General features: G+C 64.2%; 33 protein-coding genes. 14 read left to right on the forward strand and 19 right to left on the reverse strand.

Annotated elements, in window-relative coordinates:
• Positions 1–73 precede the first annotated feature (73 nt).
• Genes lspA through QAZ22_RS10435 form a run of 3 tightly spaced genes read right to left on the reverse strand, consistent with a single transcriptional unit; the run spans position 74 to position 2481 of the window.
• Positions 74–562, reverse strand: coding sequence for a signal peptidase II (gene lspA / locus QAZ22_RS10425; RefSeq protein WP_278206676.1), 489 nt, complete (start codon positions 560–562; stop codon positions 74–76).
• 10 nt (positions 563–572) lie between these two features.
• Entirely contained in the window at positions 573–1433 is an 861-nt protein-coding gene (locus QAZ22_RS10430) for an RNA methyltransferase (protein ID WP_278206677.1), read from the reverse strand.
• Position 1434: 1 nt separating this feature from the next.
• Positions 1435–2481 carry a class I SAM-dependent rRNA methyltransferase gene (locus QAZ22_RS10435; protein ID WP_278206678.1) on the reverse strand — a complete coding sequence of 349 codons (1047 nt, stop codon included), beginning with the start codon at positions 2479–2481 and terminating at the stop codon, positions 1435–1437.
• A 123-nt stretch (positions 2482–2604) separates the two neighbouring features.
• Here QAZ22_RS10435 and QAZ22_RS10440 point away from each other — a divergent pair, with 123 nt between their 5' ends.
• Positions 2605–3315, forward strand: a complete 711-nt coding sequence (locus QAZ22_RS10440) for a YafY family protein (RefSeq protein ID WP_278206680.1) — start codon at positions 2605–2607, stop codon at positions 3313–3315.
• A 69-nt stretch (positions 3316–3384) separates the two neighbouring features.
• On the forward strand, positions 3385–3753 hold the full coding sequence (locus tag QAZ22_RS10445; RefSeq protein ID WP_278206682.1) for a VOC family protein: 369 nt from the start codon (positions 3385–3387) through the stop codon (positions 3751–3753).
• Between the two features lie 80 nt (positions 3754–3833).
• Here the strand turns inward: QAZ22_RS10445 and QAZ22_RS10450 are convergent, their stop codons facing one another.
• The 4 genes from QAZ22_RS10450 to sppA all read right to left on the reverse strand — a co-directional run bounded on the left by QAZ22_RS10450 (position 3834) and on the right by sppA (position 6595).
• The gene (locus QAZ22_RS10450) at positions 3834–4805 is read right to left on the reverse strand and encodes an ornithine cyclodeaminase family protein (RefSeq protein WP_278206684.1); all 972 of its coding nucleotides are present in this window, start codon (positions 4803–4805) and stop codon (positions 3834–3836) included.
• Between the two features lie 25 nt (positions 4806–4830).
• Positions 4831–5163 carry a DUF1049 domain-containing protein gene (locus QAZ22_RS10455; protein WP_278206686.1) on the reverse strand — a complete coding sequence of 111 codons (333 nt, stop codon included), beginning with the start codon at positions 5161–5163 and terminating at the stop codon, positions 4831–4833.
• Positions 5164–5278: 115 nt separating this feature from the next.
• Positions 5279–5563, reverse strand: a complete 285-nt coding sequence (locus tag QAZ22_RS10460) for an integration host factor subunit beta (RefSeq protein WP_027165368.1) — start codon at positions 5561–5563, stop codon at positions 5279–5281.
• A gap of 78 nt (positions 5564–5641) precedes the next feature.
• On the reverse strand, positions 5642–6595 hold the full coding sequence (gene sppA / locus QAZ22_RS10465; RefSeq protein ID WP_278206687.1) for a signal peptide peptidase SppA: 954 nt from the start codon (positions 6593–6595) through the stop codon (positions 5642–5644).
• A 294-nt stretch (positions 6596–6889) separates the two neighbouring features.
• Here sppA and lptC point away from each other — a divergent pair, with 294 nt between their 5' ends.
• The 6 genes from lptC to ptsN all read left to right on the forward strand — a co-directional run bounded on the left by lptC (position 6890) and on the right by ptsN (position 12265).
• Positions 6890–7603 carry an LPS export ABC transporter periplasmic protein LptC gene (lptC, locus tag QAZ22_RS10470; protein WP_278206688.1) on the forward strand — a complete coding sequence of 238 codons (714 nt, stop codon included), beginning with the start codon at positions 6890–6892 and terminating at the stop codon, positions 7601–7603.
• Positions 7590–8183, forward strand: a complete 594-nt coding sequence (locus QAZ22_RS10475; RefSeq protein WP_278206689.1) for an LptA/OstA family protein — start codon at positions 7590–7592, stop codon at positions 8181–8183. The genes lptC and QAZ22_RS10475 overlap by 14 nt, the downstream gene beginning before the upstream one ends.
• Positions 8183–9001 (forward strand): LPS export ABC transporter ATP-binding protein, encoded by an 819-nt coding sequence (lptB, locus tag QAZ22_RS10480; protein WP_278206690.1) that lies wholly within the window; start codon positions 8183–8185, stop codon positions 8999–9001. Before QAZ22_RS10475 ends, lptB begins: the two co-directional genes overlap by 1 nt.
• Positions 9002–9311: 310 nt before the next feature.
• The gene (rpoN, locus tag QAZ22_RS10485; RefSeq protein ID WP_278206691.1) at positions 9312–10841 is read left to right on the forward strand and encodes an RNA polymerase factor sigma-54; all 1530 of its coding nucleotides are present in this window, start codon (positions 9312–9314) and stop codon (positions 10839–10841) included.
• 313 nt (positions 10842–11154) lie between these two features.
• Entirely contained in the window at positions 11155–11739 is a 585-nt protein-coding gene (raiA, locus tag QAZ22_RS10490; protein WP_278206692.1) for a ribosome-associated translation inhibitor RaiA, read from the forward strand.
• A 61-nt stretch (positions 11740–11800) separates the two neighbouring features.
• Complete coding sequence (gene ptsN / locus QAZ22_RS10495) at positions 11801–12265, forward strand: PTS IIA-like nitrogen regulatory protein PtsN (RefSeq protein ID WP_027165361.1); 465 nt, start codon at positions 11801–11803, stop codon at positions 12263–12265.
• A 92-nt stretch (positions 12266–12357) separates the two neighbouring features.
• Here the strand turns inward: ptsN and QAZ22_RS10500 are convergent, their stop codons facing one another.
• Together QAZ22_RS10500 and QAZ22_RS10505 are read right to left on the reverse strand one after the other, a co-directional pair.
• The gene (locus QAZ22_RS10500) at positions 12358–12615 is read right to left on the reverse strand and encodes a DUF1150 family protein (protein ID WP_278073862.1); all 258 of its coding nucleotides are present in this window, start codon (positions 12613–12615) and stop codon (positions 12358–12360) included.
• A 65-nt stretch (positions 12616–12680) separates the two neighbouring features.
• A complete protein-coding gene (locus QAZ22_RS10505; protein WP_278206693.1) occupies positions 12681–13106 on the reverse strand; it encodes an Hsp20 family protein in 426 nt (141 codons plus the stop codon).
• A gap of 141 nt (positions 13107–13247) precedes the next feature.
• Between QAZ22_RS10505 and QAZ22_RS10510 the strand changes: the two genes are divergently transcribed.
• Entirely contained in the window at positions 13248–14189 is a 942-nt protein-coding gene (locus tag QAZ22_RS10510; RefSeq protein ID WP_278206694.1) for a nucleoside hydrolase, read from the forward strand.
• A 39-nt stretch (positions 14190–14228) separates the two neighbouring features.
• Here the strand turns inward: QAZ22_RS10510 and QAZ22_RS10515 are convergent, their stop codons facing one another.
• Positions 14229–14843, reverse strand: coding sequence for a LysE family translocator (locus tag QAZ22_RS10515; protein ID WP_278206695.1), 615 nt, complete (start codon positions 14841–14843; stop codon positions 14229–14231).
• Between the two features lie 198 nt (positions 14844–15041).
• On the opposite strand from QAZ22_RS10515, the gene QAZ22_RS10520 reads away from it, so the two are divergent.
• From QAZ22_RS10520 to QAZ22_RS10530, 3 genes are read left to right on the forward strand one after another with little or no spacing between them, the layout of a single operon-like run.
• Positions 15042–15869 (forward strand): AraC family transcriptional regulator, encoded by an 828-nt coding sequence (locus QAZ22_RS10520; RefSeq protein ID WP_278206696.1) that lies wholly within the window; start codon positions 15042–15044, stop codon positions 15867–15869.
• Between the two features lie 59 nt (positions 15870–15928).
• Positions 15929–17359 (forward strand): tryptophanase, encoded by a 1431-nt coding sequence (locus QAZ22_RS10525; protein ID WP_278206697.1) that lies wholly within the window; start codon positions 15929–15931, stop codon positions 17357–17359.
• A complete protein-coding gene (locus tag QAZ22_RS10530) occupies positions 17356–17832 on the forward strand; it encodes a YbaK/EbsC family protein (protein WP_278206698.1) in 477 nt (158 codons plus the stop codon). The genes QAZ22_RS10525 and QAZ22_RS10530 overlap by 4 nt, the downstream gene beginning before the upstream one ends.
• Positions 17833–17928: 96 nt before the next feature.
• Here the strand turns inward: QAZ22_RS10530 and QAZ22_RS10535 are convergent, their stop codons facing one another.
• The 7 genes from QAZ22_RS10535 to QAZ22_RS10565 all read right to left on the reverse strand — a co-directional run bounded on the left by QAZ22_RS10535 (position 17929) and on the right by QAZ22_RS10565 (position 23407).
• Positions 17929–19380 (reverse strand): amidase, encoded by a 1452-nt coding sequence (locus QAZ22_RS10535; RefSeq protein WP_278206699.1) that lies wholly within the window; start codon positions 19378–19380, stop codon positions 17929–17931.
• 5 nt (positions 19381–19385) lie between these two features.
• On the reverse strand, positions 19386–20288 hold the full coding sequence (locus QAZ22_RS10540) for a ribokinase (protein WP_278206700.1): 903 nt from the start codon (positions 20286–20288) through the stop codon (positions 19386–19388).
• A gap of 149 nt (positions 20289–20437) precedes the next feature.
• Positions 20438–20878 carry a hypothetical protein gene (locus QAZ22_RS10545; RefSeq protein ID WP_278206701.1) on the reverse strand — a complete coding sequence of 147 codons (441 nt, stop codon included), beginning with the start codon at positions 20876–20878 and terminating at the stop codon, positions 20438–20440.
• 16 nt (positions 20879–20894) lie between these two features.
• Positions 20895–21416: a hypothetical protein gene (locus tag QAZ22_RS10550; RefSeq protein WP_278206702.1), complete on the reverse strand. Its 522-nt coding sequence runs from the start codon at positions 21414–21416 to the stop codon at positions 20895–20897.
• Positions 21383–21775 carry a hypothetical protein gene (locus tag QAZ22_RS10555; protein WP_278206703.1) on the reverse strand — a complete coding sequence of 131 codons (393 nt, stop codon included), beginning with the start codon at positions 21773–21775 and terminating at the stop codon, positions 21383–21385. The genes QAZ22_RS10550 and QAZ22_RS10555 overlap by 34 nt, the downstream gene beginning before the upstream one ends.
• A gap of 23 nt (positions 21776–21798) precedes the next feature.
• Positions 21799–22269: a hypothetical protein gene (locus tag QAZ22_RS10560; protein WP_278206704.1), complete on the reverse strand. Its 471-nt coding sequence runs from the start codon at positions 22267–22269 to the stop codon at positions 21799–21801.
• A 235-nt stretch (positions 22270–22504) separates the two neighbouring features.
• Positions 22505–23407 carry a methylated-DNA--[protein]-cysteine S-methyltransferase gene (locus QAZ22_RS10565; protein ID WP_278206705.1) on the reverse strand — a complete coding sequence of 301 codons (903 nt, stop codon included), beginning with the start codon at positions 23405–23407 and terminating at the stop codon, positions 22505–22507.
• A gap of 127 nt (positions 23408–23534) precedes the next feature.
• Here QAZ22_RS10565 and QAZ22_RS10570 point away from each other — a divergent pair, with 127 nt between their 5' ends.
• Positions 23535–24350, forward strand: a complete 816-nt coding sequence (locus QAZ22_RS10570) for a class I SAM-dependent methyltransferase (RefSeq protein ID WP_278206706.1) — start codon at positions 23535–23537, stop codon at positions 24348–24350.
• Between the two features lie 11 nt (positions 24351–24361).
• On the opposite strand, the gene QAZ22_RS10575 is transcribed toward QAZ22_RS10570, so the two are convergent.
• Entirely contained in the window at positions 24362–24856 is a 495-nt protein-coding gene (locus tag QAZ22_RS10575) for a DUF2244 domain-containing protein (RefSeq protein ID WP_278206707.1), read from the reverse strand.
• A 22-nt stretch (positions 24857–24878) separates the two neighbouring features.
• On the opposite strand from QAZ22_RS10575, the gene nth reads away from it, so the two are divergent.
• On the forward strand, positions 24879–25685 hold the full coding sequence (gene nth, locus QAZ22_RS10580; RefSeq protein ID WP_278207814.1) for an endonuclease III: 807 nt from the start codon (positions 24879–24881) through the stop codon (positions 25683–25685).
• A gap of 333 nt (positions 25686–26018) precedes the next feature.
• Here the strand turns inward: nth and QAZ22_RS10585 are convergent, their stop codons facing one another.
• Complete coding sequence (locus QAZ22_RS10585) at positions 26019–26474, reverse strand: DUF2214 family protein (RefSeq protein WP_278206708.1); 456 nt, start codon at positions 26472–26474, stop codon at positions 26019–26021.
• Positions 26475–26649 lie beyond the last annotated feature (175 nt).

Below are 26649 nucleotides of genomic sequence, written 5' to 3' on the forward strand. Positions count from 1 at the left end.
GCGGTTGGAAAACCGCTGCACGTTTTCCTTGGAATTGCCTAAGGGCCGACTTTGGGGCGATGGCAGCTCGAGGTCAATTGCTTGGGTCCTGAGGTTTGGTCTCCCGCCGCCAGCCGATCAGCTCGTCGAAGACAACTAGTGCCGCGCCCACGGAAATGAAGGCGTCGGCGAGATTGAACACTGCGAAGGACCAGACCGGCGTGTGGAACAGGATGTAGTCGATGACGTGGCCGTAGACGGCGCGGTCGATAAGATTGCCGAGCGCGCCGCCGACGATCAGGGCAAAGCCGATCCGGGCAATGACGTGGCCGGCCGGCGTGCGCACGGCCAGATAGAGCACGAAGGCGACGACGAGCGCGGCGATGACCACCAGGCCGGTGTCACCGAAGGAGGAGAACATCGAGAAGGCGATGCCAGTGTTGTAGGTGCGGAACAGCGCCAGGAAAGGCAGGAGATCGACCTTTTCCTGGAAGGCGAGACCGTTTTCGGCCAATTGCTTGATCCACTGATCGAGCGCGATGGCGACAACGACCAGAAGGGCGTAAGGGGACCATGATTTCACTTGGCAGTCCTCATCGCGTGTCGGTAGCGGAGTCGAGCTTCAACGCGCCGCGCCGGATCTCGAACAGCATCACGCCTGTGGCAACCGCCAGATTGAGCGAATCGGCACGACCCGCCTGTGGGATCCTCAGCAGCCGGTCGCAGCTCTCGGCGAGGCTGTCGGGCAGCCCCTGTTGCTCGTTGCCCATCAGGAGCAGCACCGGGCCCCGGGAGAAGTCGACCGATCGGTAGTCGACCGCGCCCTTGAGATGCGTTCCGGCGACGAGGCCCGGAAAGTCGCGCCGCCAGGCGAGGAAGGCCTGCTCCGTCGCCTTGGCGACCGGCACGGCGAAGATCGAGCCCATGGTGGCGCGCACCGTCTCCAGCGAGAATGGGTCGGTGGTGTCGCCGACCAGGATGATGCCCTTGGCGCCGACGGCATCGACGGTGCGGATGACGGTGCCGAGATTGCCGGGGTCGCGCACGCGGTCCAGCGCAACCCAGACATCGCCGTCCGTGGCGCGGATACCTTTTAGCGGCAGCGTCTGCTGCGCGAAGACGCCGACGACCATCTGCGGGTTTTCGCGGCGGGTGATCGCGGCCAGCACCTTTTCCGAGACCTCGAGCACGGTGCCGCCGGCGGCGACCGTGCGCGCCGCGACTTTTTCTATCGCCGCGTTGCCGCGCCCGGACTTGGCGAACACCAGCGTCCTGATCGACCAGCCGAGATCGAGCGCGTCTATGACAAGCTTCAGCCCTTCGGCCATGAAGGCGTTCTGCTGGTCGCGGAATTTCTTCAGCGCCAGCGCCTTGATGTCCTTGACCAGCGGATTGGCGAGGCTGGTGACTTCCTTGACCTGGCCGACCGGCCGGTGTCCGTCGTAAGCGACCATTTCAAGCCACCCAGCGCGAGAACAGCGAGGTCGACAGCGCGCGGCCGGCCGATTTCTCGCGGATGATCAGCTCACCGGATTCGACCATGCCCCCCATGCCGGCGAAGGTATCGCGCATCAGCGCGTGGATGGCGAAGAAGGAAGCCCGGATCGAATAGGCGGTTAGAACCACCGCCAGCGGCTTCGGCGTCAGGATCGAGCGGCAGAGGTCGGCGAGGCCCGGCAAGTCCTCGAACAATTGCCAGACCTCGCCTTTTGGACCGCGGCCATAGGCGGGCGGGTCGAACAGGACGATGTCGTAGCGGCTGCCGCGGCGCTCCTCGCGCTCGGCGAATTTCACCGCATCCTCGACGATCCAGCGGATCGGCTTGTCGGAGAGGCTGGCCATCTCCTGGTTCTCGCGCGCCCAGCCGATCGCCTTCTTCGAGGCGTCGACATGGGTGACCTCGGCGCCGGCGCGCGCCGCCACCAGCGAGGCAAGCCCGGTATAGCCGAACAGGTTCAGCACTTTGACCGGACGCCTGGCCGCCGCGATCAGCCCGGCCATGTGGTCCCAGTGCGAGGCCTGCTCGGGAAAGACGCCGACATGGCGAAACGAGGTGAAGCGGCCGAGATAGTCGATGCCGTCATGCTTCATCGGCCAGGTTTCGCCGAGCGGCGTTTTTGGAAAACGCCAGCGGCCGATGCCTTCTTCGTCGGTGTCGCCGGTGAAGATGGCGTCGGCGCGCTCCCATTCCTTCGCGGGAAGCGCTCGCTGCCAGATCGCCTGGCCCTCCGGACGCACGATGCGGTAGGGGCCGTACTGCTCCAGTTTTTCCCCGGCGCCGCTGTCCAGCAGCGCGTAGTCGGCATTGGGCGCGATCTCGAGGATCAGCGGCAGACGCTCGGCGGGCAGCGGACCCTCGCGGCGCGCAAGAGAGCGCGGCGCTGGTTTCTGGTCCTGGCGATTGGCGGGCGAGGCGCCAATTCCGCGCGGCAGCTGGCCGGGGCCGGGTTTTGCTGGCTGGCGCGGGCGGTTGTCGCGGTTTCGGTCGCGAAAGGACTTCAAGAAAAATCTCCGGAACGGCAGGCCGCTTTTGGCATAGGGCCTCCGCCTTCGCAACAAGATGGTCGGGCGCCGTTCAGTCGCAATGCAATGGACCTCGCGGTTGAAACAGGCAAATCTCCGATCATGTCCCGCTCCGAACGCCTGCTCGACCTGATCCAGATCCTGCGCCGCCACCGCCGGCCGGTCAGCGGCCGCGCGCTTGCCGGCGAGATGGGCGTGTCGATCCGCACGCTTTACCGAGACATCGCGACGCTACAGGGGCAGGGCGCGCCGATCGAAGGCGAGGCGGGACTGGGCTATGTGCTGAAGCCCGGCTTCATGCTGCCGCCGCTGATGTTCACAGACGAGGAGATCGAGGCGATCGTGCTTGGCTCGCGCTGGGTGGCAAAACAGCCGGACACGCGGCTGGCCGAGGCCGCGGCGAACGCGCTGTCGAAGATCGCGGCAGTGCTGCCGGACGATCTGCGCGAGGATCTCGATGCCACGACGCTGCTGGTCGGGCCGGGTTCGGCGGGTGTCGAGGCGATCGACCTCGGCGTGGTTCGGCAGGCGATCCGCAACGAGCGCAAGCTCGGCTTCCTCTACCGCGATGCCGGAGGCGCCGCGTCGGAGCGCGTGGTCTGGCCGTTCGCGCTCGGTTTCTTCGACAAGGTGCGGGTTATGGTGGCGTGGTGCGAGATGCGCCAGGATTTCCGGCATTTCCGCACCGACCGCATGTCTCGCCTCGCCGTCACCGATATCCGTTATCCGCGCCGTCGCCAGGCAATGCTCAAGGAATGGCGGACGACGCTCGACAAACCGGGCCGGAACGCGCCGGGAGACTCCGCCGGTTGATAGCTGCTGCCAGAATCTGACAGCGGTGTCGTCTAGGGTCACTAAGGTTCAAACATCTTGGAGACAGACATGACCACGCCCAATTTCGTCATCCTCTATGTCGACAGCCCGGAACGGAGCGGTGCGTTCTACGCATCGCTGCTCGGGCGCGAGCCGGTCGAGTCCTCGCCCACCTTTGTCATGTTCGTGCTCGACAAAGGCTTCAAGCTCGGCCTTTGGTCGCGACACACCGTCGAACCGGCGGCAGCCGCGGCGGGCGGAGGCGGCGAGCTGGTGCTTGCTGTCGACAACGCGGCTGCGGTCGACACCACACATTCCGGCTGGGCAGGGCGCGGCTTGAAAATCCTGCAGGCACCGACCGACATGGATTTCGGCCGCACCTTCGTCGCGCTCGATCCGGATGGTCATCGGCTGCGTGTCTATTGGCCGAGTGAGTAGGGCAGTAGGGCAGTAGGGCAGTAGGGTGCGTCGTCCCCGGCAGTTCACATACTGCCTTATTGCCCTATTCCCCTATTCCCCTATTGCCTTGCACTGAGCGCCTTGTAGACGGCGATGCCGGCGGCGAGGTCCTCGAGCGCGGCGCCGACCGACTTGAACAGCGTGATTTCGGCGTCGCTCTGCCGGCCCTGTTTTTCGCCACGCGCGAGCTCATGCAGGTCGGCGACGATCGCCTCGGGCTTCAGCACGCCGGAAGCCAATGGCTGGACGATGTCGCCGGCCTCCTTGGTGGCGCCGGCGCGGGTGTCGACATAGACGCGGGCGCGGGAAATCGCGTCGTCGTCGCTCTCGCGCATCTGCGGCGTGAAGCCGCCGACCAGGTCGACATGGGCGCCCGGCTTCAGCAGCGCGCCCTTGATCAGCGGCGTGGTCGAGATAGTCGCCGACGAGACGATGTCCGCCTCGCCAAGCTCGGCTCCGAGATCGCCGGCCGCGCTCGCCGGAAGGCCCTCGGCGCGGAGTGCGCTCGCCACTTTTTCGGCATTGGCCGGCGTGCGGTTCCAGATGCGGATCGATTGGATAGGTCTCACCGCCGAATGCGCCTTGGCGAGGAAGGTTGATAGCGCGCCGGCGCCGATCACCAGCAGCCGCGAGGCGTCCTCGCGGGCGAGATAGGACGCGGCGAGCGCCGAGGCACAGGCGGTGCGCCATTGCGTCAGCCGCTGGCCGTCGATCAGCGCTTCCGGCTCGCCGGTCACGCCGTCGAGCAGCAGATAGAGGCCCATCACCGCCGGCTTGCCGATGGCGTTGTTGTCCGGCGACACGGTGACGATCTTGACGCCGATGTGGCCGCCCGCCGAGGTGCCGGCGGCGTTGAAATCGGTCCAGGCCGGCATCAGCAGCAGCGTCGAGGCGGCGCCGTCCGGCCGCTCGACCGCATGATGGTGGCGCACCGGTTGCACGGCGCCGTCGCGGAAGGCGGTGCGCAGCGTCTCGACCAGCCCGGGAAAGGTGAGCGCCTGATCGACCTCGGCGGCCGAAATGGTCAGCATTGAAGGCTCCGTAACGGCACGCTGTTCAGTTCGTCGGCTTGGACAGCGCCGGTCCTTTCGGTGCCTCAGGCGCGCGGCTCACCGTCTGGCGCAGGCTCTCGGCCTCCAGGCCACGCTGGCGCGCCAGCTTACGGTAGCGGCCCTGCTTCACCCAGGTCGCCATGCTGCCGACGACCATGCCGACGGCTAGAGCCAGGAACAGGAAGATGAAAAGCGGCAAGTTCAGCGTCAGCGCCGGATTACCGGGATGGAACGGGTCGAGCGTGAAGGCGACCGGCCCGCGGTTGGCGACGGCAAGCGCAATCAGGATGATGGCCAGCGGCACGAAGACCACGACGAGCACGAAGCGATTGAACATCAGATCTCCATGGTGAGGCGGTTGAAGCGCGCATGTCCTTATCCCGAAACCGGTCTCCACTTCCGGGAGGCATGCTTGAGCGCCCAGACGTCGTTTCGACCCGCCGGCGCGGCGCCTATTTGCCGCCGTTCAGCCTTTCGCGCAACTCCTTGCCGGTCTTGAAGAACGGCACCCACTTCTCCTCGACCTCGACGGATTCGCCGGTGCGCGGGTTGCGGCCGGTGCGGGCAGGGCGGTTTTTCACCGAAAAGGCACCGAAACCGCGCAGCTCGACCCTGTTGCCTTCGGCAAGCGCGTCGGTGATCTCGTCAAAGATGGCGCCGACGATGTTTTCGACGTCGCGCAGGAAAAGATGCGGGTTGCGTGCAGCAATGATCTGCACAAGTTCGGATTTGATCATGAGAACGTTCCCCGTAAACCACTGCGGTCAAATTATCAGGATGATTTTATTGCTTTTTTGGCTCGTCCCAACGGCTTGTCAAGGGTGCCAGACTGAAACGAGACCGTCAAGAAACAAGCGGTCGGCGCCAAGCTCGTGAATGACATCGGCGCCGGCGTCCGGCAGGCCGAGCGCGCTGGCGACGGCTTTGGTCATGCTCCTCGAAAACAGGTAGCCGCGCCCCTCTGTGTTCTTCCATTCGACGACCTTGAGCTTGCTGTCGACGCCCTTGGTCGCCAGCCAGCCGATCGCCTCGGTCTCGCCGCCAACCGCGTCGACAAGGTGATTGCCGAGGGCCTGGCGGCCGGTGAAGATCGAACCGTCGGCCAGCGCCAGCGCCTGCTCATGCGTCATTTTGCGCCGCTCGGCGACGATGCCGACGAACCAGTCATAGCTGTCGAGGATGAGCTTGCGCACCATGGCGCGCTCGTCGTCATTGGTCGGCTTGAAAGGCGAGGGCGAAGCCTTGAGCGGCGAGGATTTCACTTCCTCGAGCTTGATGCCGAGCTTGTCCATCAGGCCGCTGACATCGGGATACTGGATCAGCACGCCGATCGAGCCCACGATCGAGGTCTGACGGGCAACGATGTGGTCGGCAGCGCTTGCGATCATGTAGCCGGCCGATGCCGCCAGCGTGCCGACCTCGGCCACGACCGGCTTGTCGGCGGCAAGCTTGCGCACTTCCTCATAGATCGACTCGCCGCCGACCGTGGTGCCTCCGGGCGAATCGATCGACAGGATGACGCCTTTCACGGTCGGCGATTTGCGGATCGTCTCCAGCCTTTTGATCAGCTCCTCGTCCTCGGTGATGGTGCCTTCGATCTTGACCTTGGCGATGTGATCGATCGCCTGGCCGGCAAAATCCTCGTCATAGACCCATGCCGAAAAGGCGATCAGCGCCGCCGCCAGAACCACAAACGCGGCCACGCGCCAGAATGTCAGCTTGCGGCGCAAGCGGCGGCGGTCGATCAGGTCGTCGGCTCTCATTGCCATTGTCAGCCTCACAATCGGTGGGAAAAGACGCTTTTAAAGCAAGCGCCCACGCGCGGCTACCGTTTCCTGCCGGTCGCGATCCCGGCAATAGACGTTGACGGCGACCTCACGAAAAATTAACGCAGCCAGGCCCTATCTGCTATGAAAGGCTGGCAGTTCAGCCGAATTCGTCCTAGTCGTGCGGTAGTAGCCGTCACATTTTTGCAGTTTTCCTCCGCTTGTGCTTGCTTGCGGGGGCCGGCATACCACCTATAAGCGGTGTTTGGCGGGGCAAGGGCTCATTAGAAAACAGTCATGTTGGCGCGATCTGACGAAACGAGCGATGCCGAAATGGTGTCGGCTGCCGCTGGCGAAAGCGGCACGCGCGGCGACGCGTTCGACCGCGCGCAGCGGCATTCGCGCCGCGTGCGCGTGCTGAAGTTCGCGGTGCCGCTGCTCGCGGCGGCAATAGCGGTCGCTTTTCCGGTCTATTCCTATCTCGCCGCGCCGGTTTCGGTCTCGGTGCAGGCCGATGGCACCGCCTTTTCGGACGGCAAGCTGGTGATGGCCAATCCCAAGCTCAACGGCTTCACCAAGCAGAAACTGCCTTATTCGCTGACGGCGACCCGGGCGACACAGGATGTCGGCAAGCAGGACATCATCGACCTCGACGGCATCAACGCCAAATTGCCCGTCGCCAGCGACAACGTCGTGGCCGTCGATGCCGCGCATGGCATCTACAATCGCGGCGCCAACACGATGGACCTGACCAGCGATGTCTCGGTGACCACCACCGACGGCATGGTGGCCAAGTTCAAATCGGTCTTCCTAGACATGGGCAAAGGCTCTATGAAGACGAGCAATCCGGTCGATGTCAGCCGCGGCGGGTCGCGCATCACTGCCGACTCGATGTCGGTGGAAGAGAACGGCAAGGTCGTGGTCTTCGAGAACCGTGTGCGCGTCAACATCGATCCGGCCGCTCTGAAGGCGGCGGGGGTTAAGAGTGGAGAAGAGAATGCGTCGCAGTAAATCCGCGTGGCTTCTGGGCGCAGCCTCCGCACTGCTGTTGCTGGGAACGGCGAATTCGCTTGCGCAGTCAAGCGCGAGCAGTCAGATCCCCGGGCTGAAATTGTCGGGCGACCAGCCGATCCAGATCGAAAGCGACAAGCTCGAGGTTCGTCAAGCTGACAGCATGGCCGTCTTCAGCGGCAATGTGACGGTCAATCAGGGCCCGACCCTGCTCAAGTCCGGCAAGATGACGGTCTACTACGTCAAGGATGCCAACGCCCCCAAAGGCGCGGCGGCCGGCGCGTCGGCGATGACCGGTGCCGCCAACATCGACCACCTCGTGGTCGAGAACAAAGTCTATATCAAATCGAACGACCAGATCGCCACCGGCGACACCGGTACATTCGACATGAAGACGCAGGTGCTGGTGCTAAAAGGCAAGGAAGTGGTGCTGTCGCAGGGCGACAACGTGCTCAAGGGCTGCAAGCTCACCGTGCAGATGAAAAGCGGCCTCGGCAATGTCGAAGGTTGTCCTCGCGTCATCATGTCGTTCAAACCCCAGAAGCAAGGAGAGCAGCAGCAGGGAGCGTCGAACAACTAATGGCCGGCGTATCGTCGCTGCTGGCCCGCCTTCCGGGACGGGCGGCCGCAAAACCGTCCGCGCCGGCAACGGTCGGCGCCGACAAGGCGAAGTTCAAGGGCACCCTGATCGCCAAGGGCCTGACCAAAAGCTACAAGGGCCGCAAGGTGGTGAGCGGCGTGACGCTTGGCGTGCGCGCCGGAGAGGCCGTCGGCCTGCTCGGCCCCAACGGCGCCGGCAAGACCACCTGTTTCTACATGGTCACCGGTCTCGTGCCGGTCGACGAAGGCACGATCGAGATCGACGGCTTCGACGTCACCTCGATGCCGATGTACCGCCGCGCCCGCCTCGGCATCGGCTATCTACCCCAGGAAGCGTCGATCTTCCGCGGCCTCAACGTCGAGCAGAACATTCGCGCCGTTCTGGAGGTGGTGGAAAAGAGCCGCAAGGAACGCGAGCGCACGCTCGACGAGCTGCTCGAGGAATTCCACATCAGCCATCTGCGCAAGGCGCCGTCGATGTCGCTGTCAGGCGGTGAAAGGCGGCGTCTCGAGATCGCGCGGGCGCTGGCGACGCGGCCGGCCTACATGCTGCTTGACGAACCGTTCGCCGGCATCGATCCGATCGCGGTCGCCGACATCCAGCAGCTCGTCCGCCATCTCACCGCGCGCGGCATCGGCGTGCTGATCACCGACCACAATGTGCGCGAGACGCTCGGCCTGATCGACCGCGCCTACATCATCCATGCCGGCCAGGTGCTGACGCATGGCCGCGCCGACGAGATCGTCGCCAACGCCGATGTGCGGCGTCTCTATCTCGGCGAGGGGTTCACGCTTTAGAGCCTGGTGCCATCCCGACAAATCGGAATGGGCTCCATCTCTTGGTTTAAGCGTGATCTTTTCCGAAAACCGGATTCCACTTTTCGCTGACGCGGTCCTTCGGTTCGGGGTCACGCTCTAGGCGCGAAATTCCGGTTCTGCCGCAATTTCTCGCTGATTTTTTCCGGTTTCCTGCCAATTCCGCCCCGGATAACGCTCCGGTAAGCCCTTCCTGCTAGCGTTTTCCTTGACAAGCAAAAGCCGGGCCAGTTTCTATGCCCGACCGAAAAACCTTCAGTTCGATGCGTAGACGAGGCGTTTGAATCCCACCATGGCGCTGGCGGCCAAACTGCAGCTCAGACAGTCCCAGTCGCTGGTGATGACGCCCCAGCTGATGCAGTCGATCCGGCTGCTGCAGCTCACCCATGTCGAGCTCGAACGCTTCATCGACGAGGAAATCGAGCGCAATCCGCTGCTGGAGCGGGCCGAGCCGCAGGATGAGACCGGCGGCGACCAGCCGCAGAAGGACGAGACCGCGCCGGAACCGGCGGCCGGGGGCGATTGGTTCGAAGGCGAGACGGAATGGAGCGCCGAGGCGATCTCGGAAAAGCTCGACGCTTCGCTGGAAAACCTGTTTCCCGACGATCCAGGCACGAGCGAGAGGCTGGGGCCGGACCTGACGGCGCAATGGAAGTCGGCGTCCGCAGGCAGCGCCGCCGGCGCATCGTCGGAAGGCTTCGATGTCGGCGAGATGGCCGCGACCATTGTGACGCTGCGCGAACATGTCGGCGAACAGATCGCTATGGCCTTCCCCAACCCTGCCGAACGCCTGATCGCAGGCGAGCTCGCCGACAGCCTCGACGAGGCCGGCTATCTGCGTGCCGACCCGGAAGAAATCGCCGCGCGGCTGGGCGCGGACAATGCGGCCGTGGCGCACGTGCTGGAGGTCTGCCAGACCTTTGAGCCGGCCGGCCTGTTTGCCCGCGATCTCGCCGAGTGCCTGTCGCTGCAGCTTGCCATACGCGACCGGCTCGATCCGGCGATGAAGGCGCTGGTCGACAATCTCGAGCTGCTCGCGCGGCGAGATTTCCAGACGCTGAAGCGCATCTGCGGCGTCGACGAGGAAGATCTTCTCGACATGCTGGCCGAGATCCGGGCGCTCGATCCGCGGCCCGGCACGGCTTTTTCGGGCGGGGCGAGCGATGCCATCGTCGCCGATGTCGAGGTACGGGCGGCCGCCGACGGCAGCTGGGCCGTGGAGCTCAATCCCGACACGCTGCCGCGCGTTCTGGTCGACAATGTCTACTTTGCCCGTGTCTCCAGCCATGCCAAGGACCAGGCGGAGAAGGACTTTTTGGCCGAATGCCTGCAGAACGCCAACTGGCTGACGCGCAGCCTCGACCAGAGGGCGAAAACCATCCTGAAAGTGGCCTCGGAAATCGTGCGCCAGCAGGATGCATTCCTCGTCCATGGCGTGCGGCATCTCAAGCCGCTCAACCTGCGCACTGTGGCCGACGCCATCGGCATGCATGAATCGACCGTGAGCCGCGTCACCGCCAACAAATACATGCTGACGCCGCGCGGCGTCTTCGAATTGCGCTATTTCTTCACCGCTTCGATCGCCTCCGCGGAAGGCGGCGAAGCCCATTCCTCGGAAGCCGTGCGCGACCGCATCAAGCAACTGATCGACGAGGAAAAGCCCGCCGACGTGCTTTCCGACGACGCCATCGTCGACATGTTGAGGGAAAGCGGCGTCGACATCGCCCGCCGCACCGTCGCCAAGTACCGGGAGGGCATGAACATCCCTTCATCGGTGCAGCGCCGCAGGGAGAAACGGGCGCTGGCCAACGCCGGACGCTAGGTCAGTTGATGTTCAACCGGCCTGACCTATTTTGGTGCAGGCTTGAGGAATGGCGGATTTCCACAGTTTTCGTGCTTCATTGACAAGCTGCAATGAAGTGTCTAGAAGCCCGCCCGCATGAGCCGGGCCGTGATGCCCGCTCGCGAATGGGTCCGTCAAAGCAAGGCCTCGGACGGCCAAGAAGGCGACTTGTGATCAACCGGAAAGTTCGGGTCTAAAATCGGCGCGCGTGCCGCCGCAAAGCTTGTGCGCGCGCACCACGGGTATAAACTCGGGACAGTTTGAAGCCTGAGCAAGGAAGGTCAGTTTTCAGATGAATCTGCGCATTTCGGGAAAACACATGGACATCGGCGATGCGTTCCGTACGCGCATCAACGATCGTGTCAACGAAGCCATCGAAAAGTATTTCGATCGGGGTTTTTCAGGACATGTAACGGTCATCAAGGCGGGGTCGCGTTTCTCGGCCGATTGCATGATCCGTCTCGATTCCGGTGCCTCCCTGCAGGCGACCGGCGACGCCCAGGATCCCACGCTTGCCTTCGAGACGGCCGCCGATCGCCTCGAAACGCGGCTGCGGCGCTACAAGCGCCGACTGAAGTCGCACAGTTCCGGCAACGGCAATGGCGAAGCCACCGACATCGCCTACACCGTGATGGAGCCACTCGCCGACGATGACGAAGAATTCCCGGAGAATTTTGCCCCGGCCATCGTCGCCGAATCGACCGTGACGCTTCGCACCATGTCTGTGGCGTCGGCGGTCATCGAGCTCGACACCAAGGACAGTCCGGTTTTCGTTTTCCGCAACGCCGGAAACGACCATGTCAATATCGTCTACCGCCGGCCGGATGGAAACATCGGCTGGATCGATCCGTCGACGACCAAAGTCGCGCAGGGATAAAGAAAGCCGGCCGCGCGAGGGGGACGACCGGCGCGGCAGGCGAGCAAGGGATTTTTCAAGCATGGATCTCAGCGATCTCATCAGCGTCTCGGCTATCATGCCGGCGTTGAAGGCGAATTCCAAAAAGCAGCTTCTGCAATTGCTGTCGGAGAGGGCGGCGGCGATTTCCGGGATTCCGGAGCGGGAGGTGTTCGACACCATCCTGCAGCGCGAGCGGCTGGGCTCCACCGGCGTCGGCAACGGCATCGCCATTCCGCACGGCAAGCTCGCCGGCGTGAAGCGGATCGCGGGCGTGTTCGCCCGGCTGGAGACGCCGGTCGATTTCGAGGCGCTCGACGACCAGCCGGTCGATCTGGTGTTCCTGCTGCTTGCGCCCGAAGGCGCCGGCGCCGACCATCTCAAGGCGCTGTCGCGCATCGCGCGCGTGCTGCGCGATGCCGACACGGTGGCCAAGATCAGAGGGACGCGCGACGCCGTGGCGATCCACGCGCTGTTGTCGGATACCCAGGCCTCGCACGCGGCCTGAAGCTTGCTCAGCTTTGGATAAAGCCTTGTTTTGGGGATAAAACCTTCAGGGGCCGCCAGGAGCGGCCCTTTTCGATTCAGGGAACGACCAGGTCAGTGAATAGCGACCGTGGTCAAATCGTTCTCCAGCGCGCCCGCCAGCGCCCGGTCACGGGCATCGGAAAGCAGGATCGGCTGACCGTTGGCGGCAAACAGCGCCCACAGTTCCAGGCCGGGCGCGATCTCGCCGAGGCCGGGGAAGCGGCCGCGCAGATCGTCGCTCGATACTTTCCTCAGGTAAGCGACCGAACCTTCGCCGAGATGGGCGAATTCGCCGCTGGTCATGGTCAGAGTTTCGTCAATTCTGTTCATTTTCAAGCCTCCTTGGCGCGAGACGCCACTTCCGGCCGTCCCGCATTTAGAGCCATCGGCGAAGATCAGTCTTTCACCGATATGTTTATTTTCCGTACCAGCCGTTCGGCCTCCGGACGGTCGAGATCGATCGACAACAGGCCGTTCTTCAGCTCCGCGCCGACCACCCGCATGCCATCGGCCAGCACGAAGCAGCGCTGGAACTGGCGTGCGGCGATGCCGCGGTGGAGGAACTCGCGCTCGGTGTCGTCGGTCTGGCGTCCGCGCACGATCAGCTGGTTTTCCTCCGTGGTGACATCGAGGTCGCTCTCGGCGAAACCCGCCACGGCAAGCGTTATGCGCAGCCGCTCGGCATTGCCGTCGGAGGCGCTCAGGCGCTCGATGTTATAGGGAGGATAGCTGTCACCCGACTTCGCCAGACGCTCCAGCGTCTTTTCCATGGATTCGAAACCCAAGAGAAGCGGGCTGGAGAAGGGCGTCATTCGGCTCATGTTACACTGTCCTCTCAAGAGCGACATAAACTGGAAAAACCCGGATGGCATTTTTCCCGATGGTCTTGATATGGTCCGCCGCGCGAACAAGTTCAAGCCATCAAAACCCCGCCCAAAAAGACTCCCCAAAAAGGAATTGAAATGCCCCAGTCACGAAAGATCATCATCGACACGGATCCCGGCCAGGACGATGCCGTCGCCATCTTGCTGGCGCTCGGCAGCTCCGAGCTGGAGGTCGTCGGCATCACCGCCGTTGCCGGCAACGTGCCGCTGAAGCTCACCGAGAAAAATGCCCGCAAGATCTGCGAGCTCGCCGGTCGGCCCGACGTCAAGGTCTATGCCGGCGCCATCCGCCCGCTGGCGCGCGAACTCGTCACCGCCGAGGAAGTGCATGGCAAGACCGGCCTCAACGGGCCGCAACTGCCGGAACCAACCATGCCGCTGCAGGAGCAGTACGCCGTCGACTTCATCGTCGAGACGCTGATGCGCGAGGAGAGCGGCACGATCACGCTCTGCCCGCTCGGGCCGCTCACCAACATCGCCCTGGCGCTGATCCGCGAACCGCGGATTGCGCCGCGCATCAAGGAAATCGTACTGATGGGCGGCGGCTTCTTCGAGGGCGGCAACGTCACGCCGGCCGCCGAGTTCAACATCTATGTCGATCCGCAGGCGGCAGACGTGGTGTTCAAGTCGGGCATTCCGATCGTGATGATGCCGCTCGACGTCACCCACAAGGCGCTGACCTCGGCCAAGCGCACGCAGGCCTTCCGCCAGCTCGGCACCAAGGTCGGCACTGCGACCGCCGAGATGCTGGAATTCTTCGAGCGCTACGACGAGGAAAAATACGGCACCGACGGCGGGCCGCTGCACGACCCGTGCGTGATCGCCTATCTGATCAAGCCGGAGCTGTTCAAGGGCCGCCGCTGCAACGTCAGCGTCGAGACGGCCTCCGAGCTCACCATGGGCATGACGGTGATCGATTGGTGGGGCGTCACCAAGCGCGAGAAGAACGCTATGGTGATGCGCGACATCGACCACGACGCCTTCTTCGCGCTGCTGGTGGAGAGGTTGGGGCGGCTCTAGCTCCTTTCCTTCCCCCACAAGGGGAGAAGGAGAGGGTGCTCACTTCGCCTTCGAGAATGCCAGCCACAGCCCGCCGCCGACCAGGAAGCTGCCGCTGATCCGGGACATCAGCTTGACGCGGCTGGCCGACAGGATGCGTCCGGCGCGGCCGGCGGCAAGCGCGTAGGTGGAATCCGACAGGGCGGCGAAGGCCATGGCTGTCAGGCCCATGACCAGGATCTGCAGCGTGTAATTGCCGAGCGGCGCGATGAATTGCGGGAAGAAGGCGCCGAAGAAGACAAGCGTCTTCGGATTGGAGATCGCCACCAGGAAACCCTGCAGGAAGAAGCCGCCGCGCGGTTTCTTGGCCGATCCGTCGGGGTTCAGCGTGCCTTTGGCGCGAAACATCTGCACGCCCATCCAGATCAGGTAGGCGGCGCCGATCGGCCTGACGCACTCGAACCAGTGGCCCATGCCGGCGATCAGCGTGTTGAGGCCGATGCCGACGATGGCGATCATGATGGCGAGGCCGGCCTGGGTCCCGGCGACATTGGCGAGACCGGCCTTCGAGCCGTGGCGCATGCTGTTGGCGATGATCAGCGTGACCGTCGGCCCGGGTACCAGGACGATGACGATGCAGGCGACGACATAGGTGGCGTAGAGTTCCAGCGACATGATCTTCCCTCGGCACCTCTGCGGGCTGGCAGGCGGTCGCCAGAATGCATGAGCCAGGGAAGCAAGCCAACGAAATAACGCCTGGGGGCCTATCGTCCGATTTCCGCGCTTTTGCGGATTCGGCCGGTGATATCTTTGTGCAATACCGGTGGTCCCGGGGATGCTAGATTTCTGTCTATCAAGTGCAGGGAGAAGGCCATGAACACGCTGGGCCAGGACGAGAAGGCGATCTATTTCACCGCACCGGTGGGCGGGGTCGAATGCCTTTCGGCAACCTTCAAGCGCCATCGCTACCAGCCGCATGCGCATGACACCTTCGTCGTCGGCGCGCTGTCGCATGGCACGGGCACCATCTTCATCCGCGGGCGCAATCATGCAGTCCGCGCAGGCGATCTCACCCTCTACAATCCTTTCGAGGTGCATGACGGCGCGCCGGCCAATGACGGTTTCAGCTACCGCGTCAGCTATCCGTCGACGGCCCTGCTACGCGAGATCGCGACTGAGAGCACCTCGCTCGACCGCGCCGGGACGCCGACATTCCGCGAGCCGATCGTGCACGATCCGCGAGGGGCCGCGCTGTTCTTCGCCGCGCATCGCCTGTGGGAGGAGAAGTGTTCGCAGATGGAGGCGCAGGAGAGGTTGCTTTGCGCCTATGTCTACTGCCTGTCGGTGCATGCAGGAGTGCGGTTTCCTCGCTCCAGCGGCGAGCGGGGGCCTATCGCCCGTATCGTCGAGCTTCTCTCCGAGCGCTTCGCCGAGCGGCTGACGCTGGAAGAACTGGCTATTGAAGCCGGACTGTCGCGTCAGCGGCTGATTCGCGCCTTCCATCGCAGGACCGGGATGACGCCGCACGCCTTCCTGGTCAATCGCCGTGTCGACGCTGCCAAGGCGATGCTGCGCAGCGGTTTCGATCCACTGTCGGCCGCGATGGCAACCGGCTTCAGCGACCAGGCGCATCTCACCCGCATCTTCAAGGCGCGTGTCGGCGTGCCGCCTGGAGCCTATCGCGCGGCCTTCGCTGCCTGATTTCACCGACCGATCCTGCAATGAGCGCGGCGCTTCAGGCCGCAACGATGGAGCATGTCATGAGCAAACGCATTCCAGAACCCTTCCGCATCAAGATGGTCGAGCCGATCCGCATGACCGATCGCGCCTTTCGCGAGACGGCGCTTGCCGAGGCGGGGCTCAATCCCTTCCTGCTCAGGAGCGAAGACGTCTACATTGACCTCCTGACCGATAGCGGCACCGGAGCGATGAGCGACCGTCAGTGGGCAGGGCTGCTGCTCGGCGACGAAGCCTATGCCGGCAGCCGCAACTTCTACCGCCTTGCCGAAACGGTCGAGCGGTTGTTTGGCTATCCCTACATGATTCCGACCCATCAGGGCCGCGGCGCGGAACAGATCGTCTTTCCGGAATTGGTGAAGCGCCGCGGTTCAAGGGCGCCGGTCTTCATCTCCAACTACCATTTCGACACGACCAAGGCGCATGTCGAGCTTGCCGGGGCCAAGGCCGTCAATGTGCTGACCAAGGCCGCCAACGACACCGCGCATTATGACGACTGGAAGGGCAATTTCGACCTTGCCGCGCTGGCGGCGGCGATCGAAACGCATGGCGCGGAGAATGTCGCCGGTATCGTCGCGACGGTGACCTGCAACAGCGCCGGCGGGCAGCCGGTGTCGATGGCCAATCTGAGGGCCGCCTCCGAACTGGCGCGTGACCACGGCATCCCGGTGATGATCGACGCCACGCGTTTTGCCGAAAACGCGTGGTTCATCCAGCAGCGTGAGGAGGGTTATGCCGACCGCTCCATCCGCGACATCGTGCGCGAAATGATGTGCTATGGCGATCTGCTTACGCTCTCGGCCAAGAAGGACGGGCTGGTTAATATCGGGGGCTTCTGCGCCTTCCGCCAGGACGCCGGCCTGTTCCGGGCGGTGCAGGTGCGCTGCGTGCCGATGGAAGGCTTCATCACCTATGGCGGCCTTGCCGGCCGTGACATGGAGGCGATCGCCATTGGCCTCGATGAGGCGGTCGAGACCGATTATCTCGCATACCGCGTCGGCCAGGTCGCCTATCTCGGCGAACGGCTGCGGCAAGCGGGCGTGCCGATCCAGTACCCGACCGGCGGCCACGCCGTTTTCGTCGACGGCGCTGCGATGCTGCCTCATGTCTCGGCTGATCGCTTTCCGGCCCATGCTCTCGCCTGCGAGCTTTATCTGGAGGCCGGCATCCGGGCTGTCGAGATCGGCTCGCTGATGCTGGGCCGCGACCCTGCGACCGGCAAACAGGAGAAATCGCCGCTCGAACTCCTGCGCCTCACCATCCCGCGCCGTGTCTACACCAACGACCATATGGACTACATCGCCGATGCGCTGATCGCGGTCGCGAAGCGGGCAAAGACGATCCGCGGCCTTGACTTCGCGTATGAGCCGCCGATCTTGCGCCACTTCACGGCGCGGTTTCGCTGGGCCGAAAAAGCGACCGCGGTGCCACTGGCGGAGATGGCGGACGCATGAGCCCTTCGGTCAAGCGGTTCCTGGAGGAACGCGGCGCGCGTTACCAAGTCGAGACGCATGCGCCGCTGATCTCATTCGAGGATGCCAAGACGATCCTGTCGCTGGATCCGGCGAACATGGTCAAGGGCCTGACCTTCGCGCGGCCTGGCGGCTTCGCGATCGTCGCGCTGAGAGCCGCCGACCGGGCGGACTATAAGAAGATCGCCGACGCGCTCGGGTTGCGCAGGGCCGACCTGTGGCTCGCCGACGCGCAAAGCGTGCGCAGGGAACTGGACATGGAGCAGGGCGGCATCGTGCCGCTGCCGATCGGCAGCGCTCGTGTGCTTATCGACCGCGCGGTGCTTGGGCTGGACGAGATTGTCTGCGGAACGGGCCGCAACACGGCGACACTGATCATCGACCGCGACGTGTGGCTGGACATCGCCGACGGCGAGGTCGGCGAATTCGCCAAACCAGCCCCAGTTGCGATGTGACAGTGGAGCAGTTCAACATGATCGCGTCGAACTGTTCCAGCTATTTGGCTTGATGCAATTCCGGATGAGAAACCGCCTCACTTCTCGGGAATTGCTTCAGCCAGCGCCCGCCGGCCAGGGCAGCGTCGCCTCATAGGCGGCGCCGGCTTGGAGCACGGCGAGGTCGCCGCGCGGACGGCCGATCAACTGCATGCCCATCGGACGGCCCTTGCCGTCGAAGCCGACCGGCACGTTGAGCGCCGGGCAGCCGCCCAGGGTGGCGAGGGCCGAGACCTGCATCCAGCGGTGATAGCTGTCCATGGCCCGGCCGGCGACTTCCTTCGGCCAATGAGTGGTCACGTCGAATGGGAAGACCTGCGCGGTCGGCAAGACGATGAGATCGAAGCGCTCGAACAGCGACAACAGCGTGCGGTGCCATGAGGAGCGCCGGACGGTGGCCGCATGGACCTGCGGCGCGCTGAGGCGTATCGCCTGCTCGACTTCCCAAACCGCTTCCGGCTTCAGCAGCTTGCGTTTTTCCGGATCGTCATAGTGCGCCTTCAGCCCGCAGCCGCTGCTCGCCTGGCGCAGCGTCACGAAGGCCTGCCACAGCGCCTCGAGATCGACATCCGGCACCAGCGGCTCGGCATGGAAGGATGCCTCGGTGAAGCGGGCCAGCGCGCCTTCGCAAAGCTCGAGGATCCCAGGCTCCATCGGCAGGTGGCCGCCAAGATCGCCGAGCCACGCAATGCGACCGCCGGTGGTCTTCGTGCGCAAGCCTTCGAGGAAGGAGCCCGGCTTGTCGTGCGACAATGGCGCCCGTGGATGATAGCCGGCCTGTTCGTCGAGCAGCAGCGCGATGTCGGCGACGTTCCGGCCCATCGGCCCTTCCACGCCCATCTGGGCGTGGAAGACATCGATGTCGGGCCCGGCCGGCACCAGACCCTGCGAAGGGCGGAAGCCATAGACGTTGTTGAAGGCGGCGGGGTTGCGCAGCGAGCCGCCGAAGTCGCTCCCGTCGGCGACCGGCACCATGTCTAGCGCCAGCGCTACCGCCGCGCCGCCGCTCGAGCCGCCGGCGGTAAGCGTCGGATCGAAGGCGTTGAACGTCGGCCCGAACACGTTGTTGTAGGTGTTGGAACCCAGGCCGAATTCCGGAACATTGGTCTTGCCGATGATGATGGCGCCGGCCTTGCGAAGGCGCTCGACGAAGAAATCGTCCTCCTGTGGAACGAAATCGGCGAAGATTGGCGAGCCGAAGGTCGTCCTCAGGCCCTTGGTCTGGGCAAGGTCCTTGATGGCGATCGGCAGGCCGAACAGCGATCCGGCCGCGCCGCCCCGCGCCAAATGAGCATCGGCCCTGTCGGCTTCGGCGACGATGACGGCGCGCTCGCGCAGCGACACGATGGCGTTGACCAGCGGGTTCACCGCCTCGACGCGGTCGAGAAAGGCGCTGACGACTTCGCGCACCGACAGATCGCGTTGCCTGATCCTGTCGGCCAGCTCCACGGCGGACAGGCGGCAAATCTCGCTGGCCGCCGGCACGGCATGCTTGGTTGCAGGGCGCATCGCTTTCACCGTGCGGCCAGGGCGGCTTCGACATCCTTTGCCAGCGGGATCGCCGGCTGCGCGCCCGGCTTCAGGCAGGCGAGCGAGCCTGCCGCTGCAGCGCGCGTGAGCGCCTGTTCGAGCGAGAGGCCGGACGCCAGGCCGGCGCCGAAATAGCCGCAAAAGGTGTCGCCGGCGCCGACCGTGTCGACCGGGGTGATCCTCAGCGCCGGGACGGCGAGGAACTCGTCGGGAGTGGCCGCCAGCACGCCTTCGCCGCCGAGCGTGACGACGATGGCGCGACCGGTCTTTTGGGCATAGCCGCGCATCCGCGCCTGCCGGTCGCGCCCGGAGAGCGCCAGCGCCTCGCCATAGAGGTCGAACTCGGTCTCGTTGGCGACGGCATAGTCGGCCTTGCCGAGAAAGCCTGCGGCCTCGGCGCGGAAAGGCGCGGTGTTGAGCACGCTGACGGCACCTGCCGAGCGTGCTGCATCGAGTGCCGCTTCCACCGTCTGCAGCGGGATCTCATGCTGCAAAAGCACGACGTCACCCTTCTTCAGATGAGCCTTGGCGATGTCGCCCGGCAGCACGGAGTCATTGGCGCCGGGCACCACGGCGATCACGTTCTCGCCGTCGGCGCCGACCAGGATCAGCGCGGTGCCCGTGGAGGCGAAACTCTCGCCGACGCCGGAAAGATCGACACTGCCGGCTTTCAGCAGCGCCAGTGCTTCGGCGGCAAAGCTGTCCTTGCCGACGGCGCCCACCATGCGGACCCGAGCGCCGGCGCGGGCGGCAGCCAGCGCCTGGTTGGCGCCCTTGCCGCCGGGCGCGGTGGCGAAGCCGGAGCCGCGGACCGTCTCGCCAGGTTCCGGCAAGCGATCGACATTGGCGATCAGGTCGAGATTGATCGAGCCGACGATGATGATCAAGAAACGCCTCCTGCCGGAGCGGGTTGGCCTTCGACAAAAGGCTGAACCGGTCCAAGTCCTTGCTTTTACGCAATTGATTGCGCGAGGCTAGCCGCAAAGAGGGCCGGTTGCCAGATCATGTCGCTTATGCGCGCCGCCGGCCCACAGCATCATTCGCAGCGCACGGTGACCGTGCCCTGATAATTGCCTGCCGGGAAGGCGCCGGGCGATTTCATCGCCGTGAGGTCGACCTGGATGGAGTGGGTCCCATTGGTGACGCGCTGCGGCGAACTGCCTGGAATATCGAGTCCGGAGCCGTCGAGGCGGAAGACGGTGTCGAAAGTGACGTTGGTGTCGCCGCCGCTGGGAGCGGACGTAAAGGCGATCGGCGCCGGCGCGGAGACGGAATAGCAGTCGAGCAAGTTGAGGATCGTGCATAGAAGCGAGCTTGCCGTGACGGTGGCAGTGGCGCTCGACCCGCCCGCTTGCTTGGAGCCGAATATGTTGATGGAGGGGTTTGCCTTCATCGTTCCCGAGCTGCCGACGACGATGGTGCAGGTGCCGACGATCGCGGCCTGCGCGGGCGCGCAAAAGGTGGCCAGCACTGCCATGGCAAGCAGGGCGCGGCTATTTCTTCTTCTTTTTCTTGTCACTGCCTTTTGTGCCTCTGATGGTCCAGCCTTCATTGGCCCATCCGGCCGATGCAGCCTGGGGCGCAGCCGGCGCCACGCTTCCGGTCTGGCCGTCGGCGCCCACACCCATTTTGAGGAGTTTCAACTCCATCTGCAGGCGTTCGACCTCGAGCTCGTAGAGGCGGCTGCAATCGAGGCGCTTCGGCGTCCGCCCGATCGGGATCACCACGCGGCCGTAGGTGGCGATGTCGCTGTTCGACTGGCTGCTGGTGTTGTTGCCCCGGATGACACCGAGGTCGAGATAGGCGCCGCTGCCGGAAACGGCCGAGCGGCAGGTCGTGCCGTCGCTGGCATGGACTTCGTCCTGCCCCTGGGGCAGGCTGACGCCGGGCAAGCTGAACCCCGTCTGGTTTTGGTTCAGGTTCAGGATATCCTCGGCAAACCCCTGACTCACGACCGCCAAAGCAGGCAGCAGGGAGAGGGTCAGGACCTGCGATGTCCGAAGAACTTTCCGCATATCTGTGCCCTTATCTGCGTCTGCTCGCTTGGAAAGGGGATACTCTCGGTACAGATACGCACTTTACGCTCGTTCGCCCCGTCGAAGGGCACGACTACCAGCACCGGACGCGATGCCTGGCCGGCCAGAAGAAAGGCGCTGGGCGTGATCTTGGCGTCGACCGGCCGGAAATCCTGGTCATAGACATGGACCTCGACGCGAATGCGCTGGTCGTACGGGTTGCCGGGGAACACCCGCACCGCGAACGCATCCGTGAAGGATCTGACCTCGCCTCGCATCGGCGTCATCGACTGGCTCGTCGCGGCAATGGGGGACAGCACGACGGCCAGCGCCGCCGCCAGGTATCCAATCGTTCTCAAAGACGGCTCCTTTCGCGAGAGGGCTATTCGCAGCGCAGTGTCACGGTGGCCTGGTAGTTGCCGGCGGAGAAGCGGTTCGTGCCGCTCTTGGTGCCGGCAAGGTTGACGGCGACCGTCGATGTGCCCGGTACCGTCAGCGCGGTCGCGGTGCCGGTTTCCGCAATCGTCTGCGCACCGGTGGTGGCGAAGGTCGGCGTCCATGTCGTGGCGGTGGTATCCGAGGCCGGCACGGTGGTTGACGTGACCGGGTCGACGCTGAGCGTGACACCGCCCGTAGTGTCGACTTGGGCGCTGCCGGCCGAGCCGCCGGCATTGTGCGAGCTCAGCGACTGAAGATTGCTGCTGACGGTCATCGTGCCGTTGGAATTGATCGTGATCGTGCAGGTGGCGGTGATGGTGCCGTTGAACAGCACATTTCCTGTGGCGGCCTGTGCCGTCTGGCCCGTGCAAGCGGCCAGCAGGCTTGCGGCCAGCGCGGCGCGAAGGAATTTCATCGAGACCCCTCTTTCGAGCCGAACGGTCGGCTCAACTTGGGGCCATCATCCCTTTATCATGGTTAATTTAGTGTTAAGTGAAATAATAGCGCCAAGCAACTGACAATACAACCGGCGAAACCAGAGGTTGTCGCCGGTTGTGTAGCCAAAATAATCGGGGAAGTTCTGTCCCAATTATACTTGTTTATATTGAGATCCACGGTTTTTCGCAACGGTCTGCGGAAAAATCGAGGTTTCAAGCCAGCTGCCCCGCCTCCCAGCCAAGGATGGCGCGCTTGCGTGTCAGGCCCCAGTGGTAGCCGGTGAGGGCACCGGACTTGCCGAGGGCACGGTGGCAAGGAACGACGAAGGACATCGGATTGGCGCCGACCGCCGCACCCACCGCGCGGCTTGCGGTCGGGTGGCCGATGCTTGCCGCGATCGAGGAATAGGTGCAGGCCTTGCCCATCGGGATGCGCAGCAGCGCCTCCCAGACGCGCAGCTGGAAATCGGTGCCGATCATCACCACGCGCAGCGGCTGGTCGGCGCGCCATTTCGTCGGATCGAAGACGCGCGCGGCGTAGGGCTGCGTGGCCGACATGTCCTCGACGTAAGTCGCGTTCGGCCAGCGGCCGGACATATCGGCAAAGGCAGCCCGCTCGCCGCCGGCATCGCAGAAGGCAAGGCCGGCCAGCCCGCGGTCGGTGACCATGATCAGCGCGATGCCGAAGGGCGAGATGTGGTAGCCGTAGCGGATGGTGAGACCGGCGCCGCGGGTCTTGTAGTCGCCGGGCGACATCGCCTCGTGTGTGACGAAAAGGTCGTGCAGCCGGCCAGGTCCCGACATGCCGAGCTCGAACGAGGTTTCCAGCAGCGGCATGCCGGAATCGAGCAGCCTGCGCGCATGGTCGAGGGTCACTGCCTGCAGGAAAGCCTTGGGCGACAGGCCGGCCCAGCGCGTGAACAGTTTCTGCAGGCCGGTCGGCGTCTCGCCGACCGCCTCGGCCAGAACCTCCAGCGAGGGCTGATCGCGGTAGTCGAGGCTGATCTTCTCGATGGCGCGACGCACGATCTCGTAGTCGCTGCCTTCGGGGGTGATGTCGTTCTGAAGGATCGCTGACGGTTGCATCCGGGTATTCATGGTCATCTGAGCGTTCATGGCAATATCTCCCAGGGCAATATCTCGTTGGCCGCGAATATCGGTCTTCCCGTGCTTCGCCACCACCCGAAACTTGCCTTCCCTTCGCCCGCACCCAGATAGAGTCGGCTGCAACCGAAGGGCAATCATGGCCGGCGAGAAGGTAAGTCTGACCGGGGCGAGGGAGACCCTGCTGATGACGCTCTACGGCAAGGCGCTGGAGAGCAGATTGCCCCATTCGCTGCTTAACGACCACTTCGCCGACGCGGCGGTGCGCAAGATAGATTATGATTTTTCCAGGCTCATGGTCGACGGCAATCTCGGCCTCGGCTTCGCCATCAGGGCCAAGACGCTAGATGTCGCCGTTCAGGACTTCATTGCCAGAAATCCCGACGCCATCGTGCTGCATCTGGGATGCGGGCTCGATACACGCGTTTTTCGCGTCGATCCGCCGCAAGGCGTGGACTGGTTCGACGTCGACTATCCGGACGTCATCGCGCTCAGGCGCAAGCTTTACCCGCTCAGGGACCATTATCACCTCATCGCCTCGTCGGTGACCGAGCCGGATTGGCTGGCCGAGGTGCCGCGCAATCGGCCGGCGATCGTGGTGGCGGAAGGGCTGACGCCTTATCTCGCGGCCGACGAAGGGCCGCGTTTGTTCTCACGGCTCGCTGCGCATCTTGCCGGCGGCGAATTGATGTTCGACGCCTACAGCCGTTTCGGCCTGGCGCTGGTTCGCCTCAATCCGGCCGTCAAGGCGACCGGCGCCGAGGTCCACTGGGCGATCGAGGATCCGCGCGAGTTGGAGCGAGCAGTTCCGAAGCTGCGGTTCGTCGAAGAGGTTCCAGCCTACAGACCGGAGCATGGCGCGCACATGCGCCTGCGCGCGAAACTGTTCGTTCGCCTCTGGAAATACATTCCGGCGCTGCGCAAGATCGGCAGGCTGTTGCGATACCGGTTTTGACACGCGTTGGCTCAGCGCGCCTTGGCGGTCGCCAGCGCGCGCGAAAAGGCCGTCGCGAAACTCTCGCGGTCATCCGGGTTGAGGAAGCCGCCGATCGAAACGCTCCTGCCCTGCGCCTCGACGGCCATTCTGGTGATGCCGATCTCGGCGTGGCGGGCGATCGAGAACCGCGTCCAGAACGGGTTGAAGCGATGATCCTCGAAGCGGCCCGACGGCGCCGTCTTGCGGATGTCGAGGCTGGTGCGCGAGACCGATATCTCCTCGCGAGCGCGCGCGGCGCGGTAGTTGACGCGGAAGGCGATGTAGACGGCGGCCACGTCGAGCCCGAAGAAGCCGAAGACCGGCCATGCGCCATGCGCCAGGAAGATCGCGCCGGCGACCGCCCAGCCGAACATCAGCGCGCCCATCAATATCAGAAAGCCGGTGCGGCCGAGGGAACGATGCGGCGTCAGCAGGGCCTGGAAGAATGGCTTGTCGGCTTCGAACGAGGCGTTTGTGTCGCTCATGGCAAGATATTATAGGAAGGAAATGGCGCCCCCCAAGTCCAAAAATTCCTCGCCCGTCAAAAAGCGATCAGCCTCCGCCTCGGGCAATGGCGCGAAAGCAAAGGCGCCGCCCCGCAAGGGCGGACCGCGCTCGCTCTACACTCCCGCCGAGGTGCAAGAGATCTTCCGGCGCTTCTCCGTGCAGCGGCCCGAGCCGAAGGGCGAGCTCGACTATATCAACCCTTTCACGTTGCTGATCGCGGTGGTGCTGTCGGCGCAGGCGACCGATGCCGGCGTCAACAAGGCGACGAAGCCGCTGTTTTCAGCCGCGGACACGCCGCAAAAGATGCTAGCGCTCGGCGAGGCCAAGGTCGGCGACTACATCCGCACCATCGGGCTGTGGCGCAACAAGGCCAAGAACGTGATCGCGCTTTCGAAGGCGCTGATCGACGACCATGCCGGCAAGGTGCCCGAAGATCGCGACGAGCTGGTCAAGCTTCCCGGCGTCGGGCGCAAGACCGCCAATGTCGTGCTCAACGTCGCCTTCGGCCAGCACACGATGGCGGTCGACACGCACATCTTGCGCATCGGCAACCGGATCGGGCTGGCGCCCGGCAAGACACCGGAACAGGTCGAGCAGGGGCTCTTGAAAGTGATTCCGGCCGAGTATATGCGCCACGCGCATCACTGGCTGATCCTGCACGGCCGCTATGTCTGCAAGGCGCGCAAGCCCGATTGCCCGGCCTGTGTCATCGCCGACATCTGCAAGTCCAAGGAAAAGACAACCGACGTGCCGGCGCCGCTGGTGCCGATCGCGCCCTTGACGGAGACGATTCCTGTCGGGGCTTAGAGTATTTCCTGGAATTGCCTAGGTTTAGCCTCCGAGCACAGGAACTTTGACCGGTCGGCCAGGTTTGTGTTGGCAGGTTGCATGCCGTGGAGATTGGCCGAAACGCCCATCGCGATCGTCATCCTCGGGCGAAGCAAGGAGCGAAGCGACGCGGCGCAGACCCGAGGATCCTGCCATGAGGCATGAGCGCTGCTGCGGTACGGAATTCTGCTCCGCCGCGCTCTTCGGTCGGGGTTAGGAGGCTTCAGCTAATTTCAAACGGCGCGCTGATTCCATGGAAACGAGCCGTAAAATTTTACAGGCTGCAACCTGTCAAAATCCCATGTCGAGGAACTAATAGCCGTAGCCGCGCGCCATCGCCGCGGCAAAGACGGGGATGAGCAGGAAGATGAAGCCTTCGGCGCGGACGTAATTCTTCACCGAGGCAAGTTCAGCCGCCGGCACCGAGAAGGAGGAATTGCCGCTCGCCTGCCTATTCCAGGCGATGATGCGAACAGTCGGGATGATCGACAGCAGGCCGACGACGATGAAGGCGACCATCTTGGCCCAGAACACCCAGTTGTAGACGTAGAACTCCCAGCCCTTCAGGCCGAAGAACACCCGGCAGATGCCGACGACGACGATCAGCGTGGCGATGATGCCGTAGTGGCGGTCGATGCCGGCAAGGCGCTTGAGCGTCGCCGCCCCCAACTCGCTACGCACCAGCACGAACTCGGCGCCGATGATGCCGGCGAGCGAGAACACCAGAAGGTGGTGGGCGGCTGCCAGCAGAAGGTCGGTGGTGTCCATGGTCTTTTCCTGTGTTCGGGCGGCGCCGCGAGATATGGCTGAATCAGTTTCGTCAAAAGAGTAACATCGTCGGTCGAGAATCCCAGATGCCGAAATCTCAGCCGGTCGGCGACATGACCGCGCTCGTTTCCCGGCGTGGAGGATGACCCCGAGCGATCCTGGCCCTTGTTCGAAC

This window comes from Mesorhizobium sp. WSM4906 (genome assembly GCF_029674625.1).
In the GTDB taxonomy this organism is placed as follows: domain Bacteria; phylum Pseudomonadota; class Alphaproteobacteria; order Rhizobiales; family Rhizobiaceae; genus Mesorhizobium.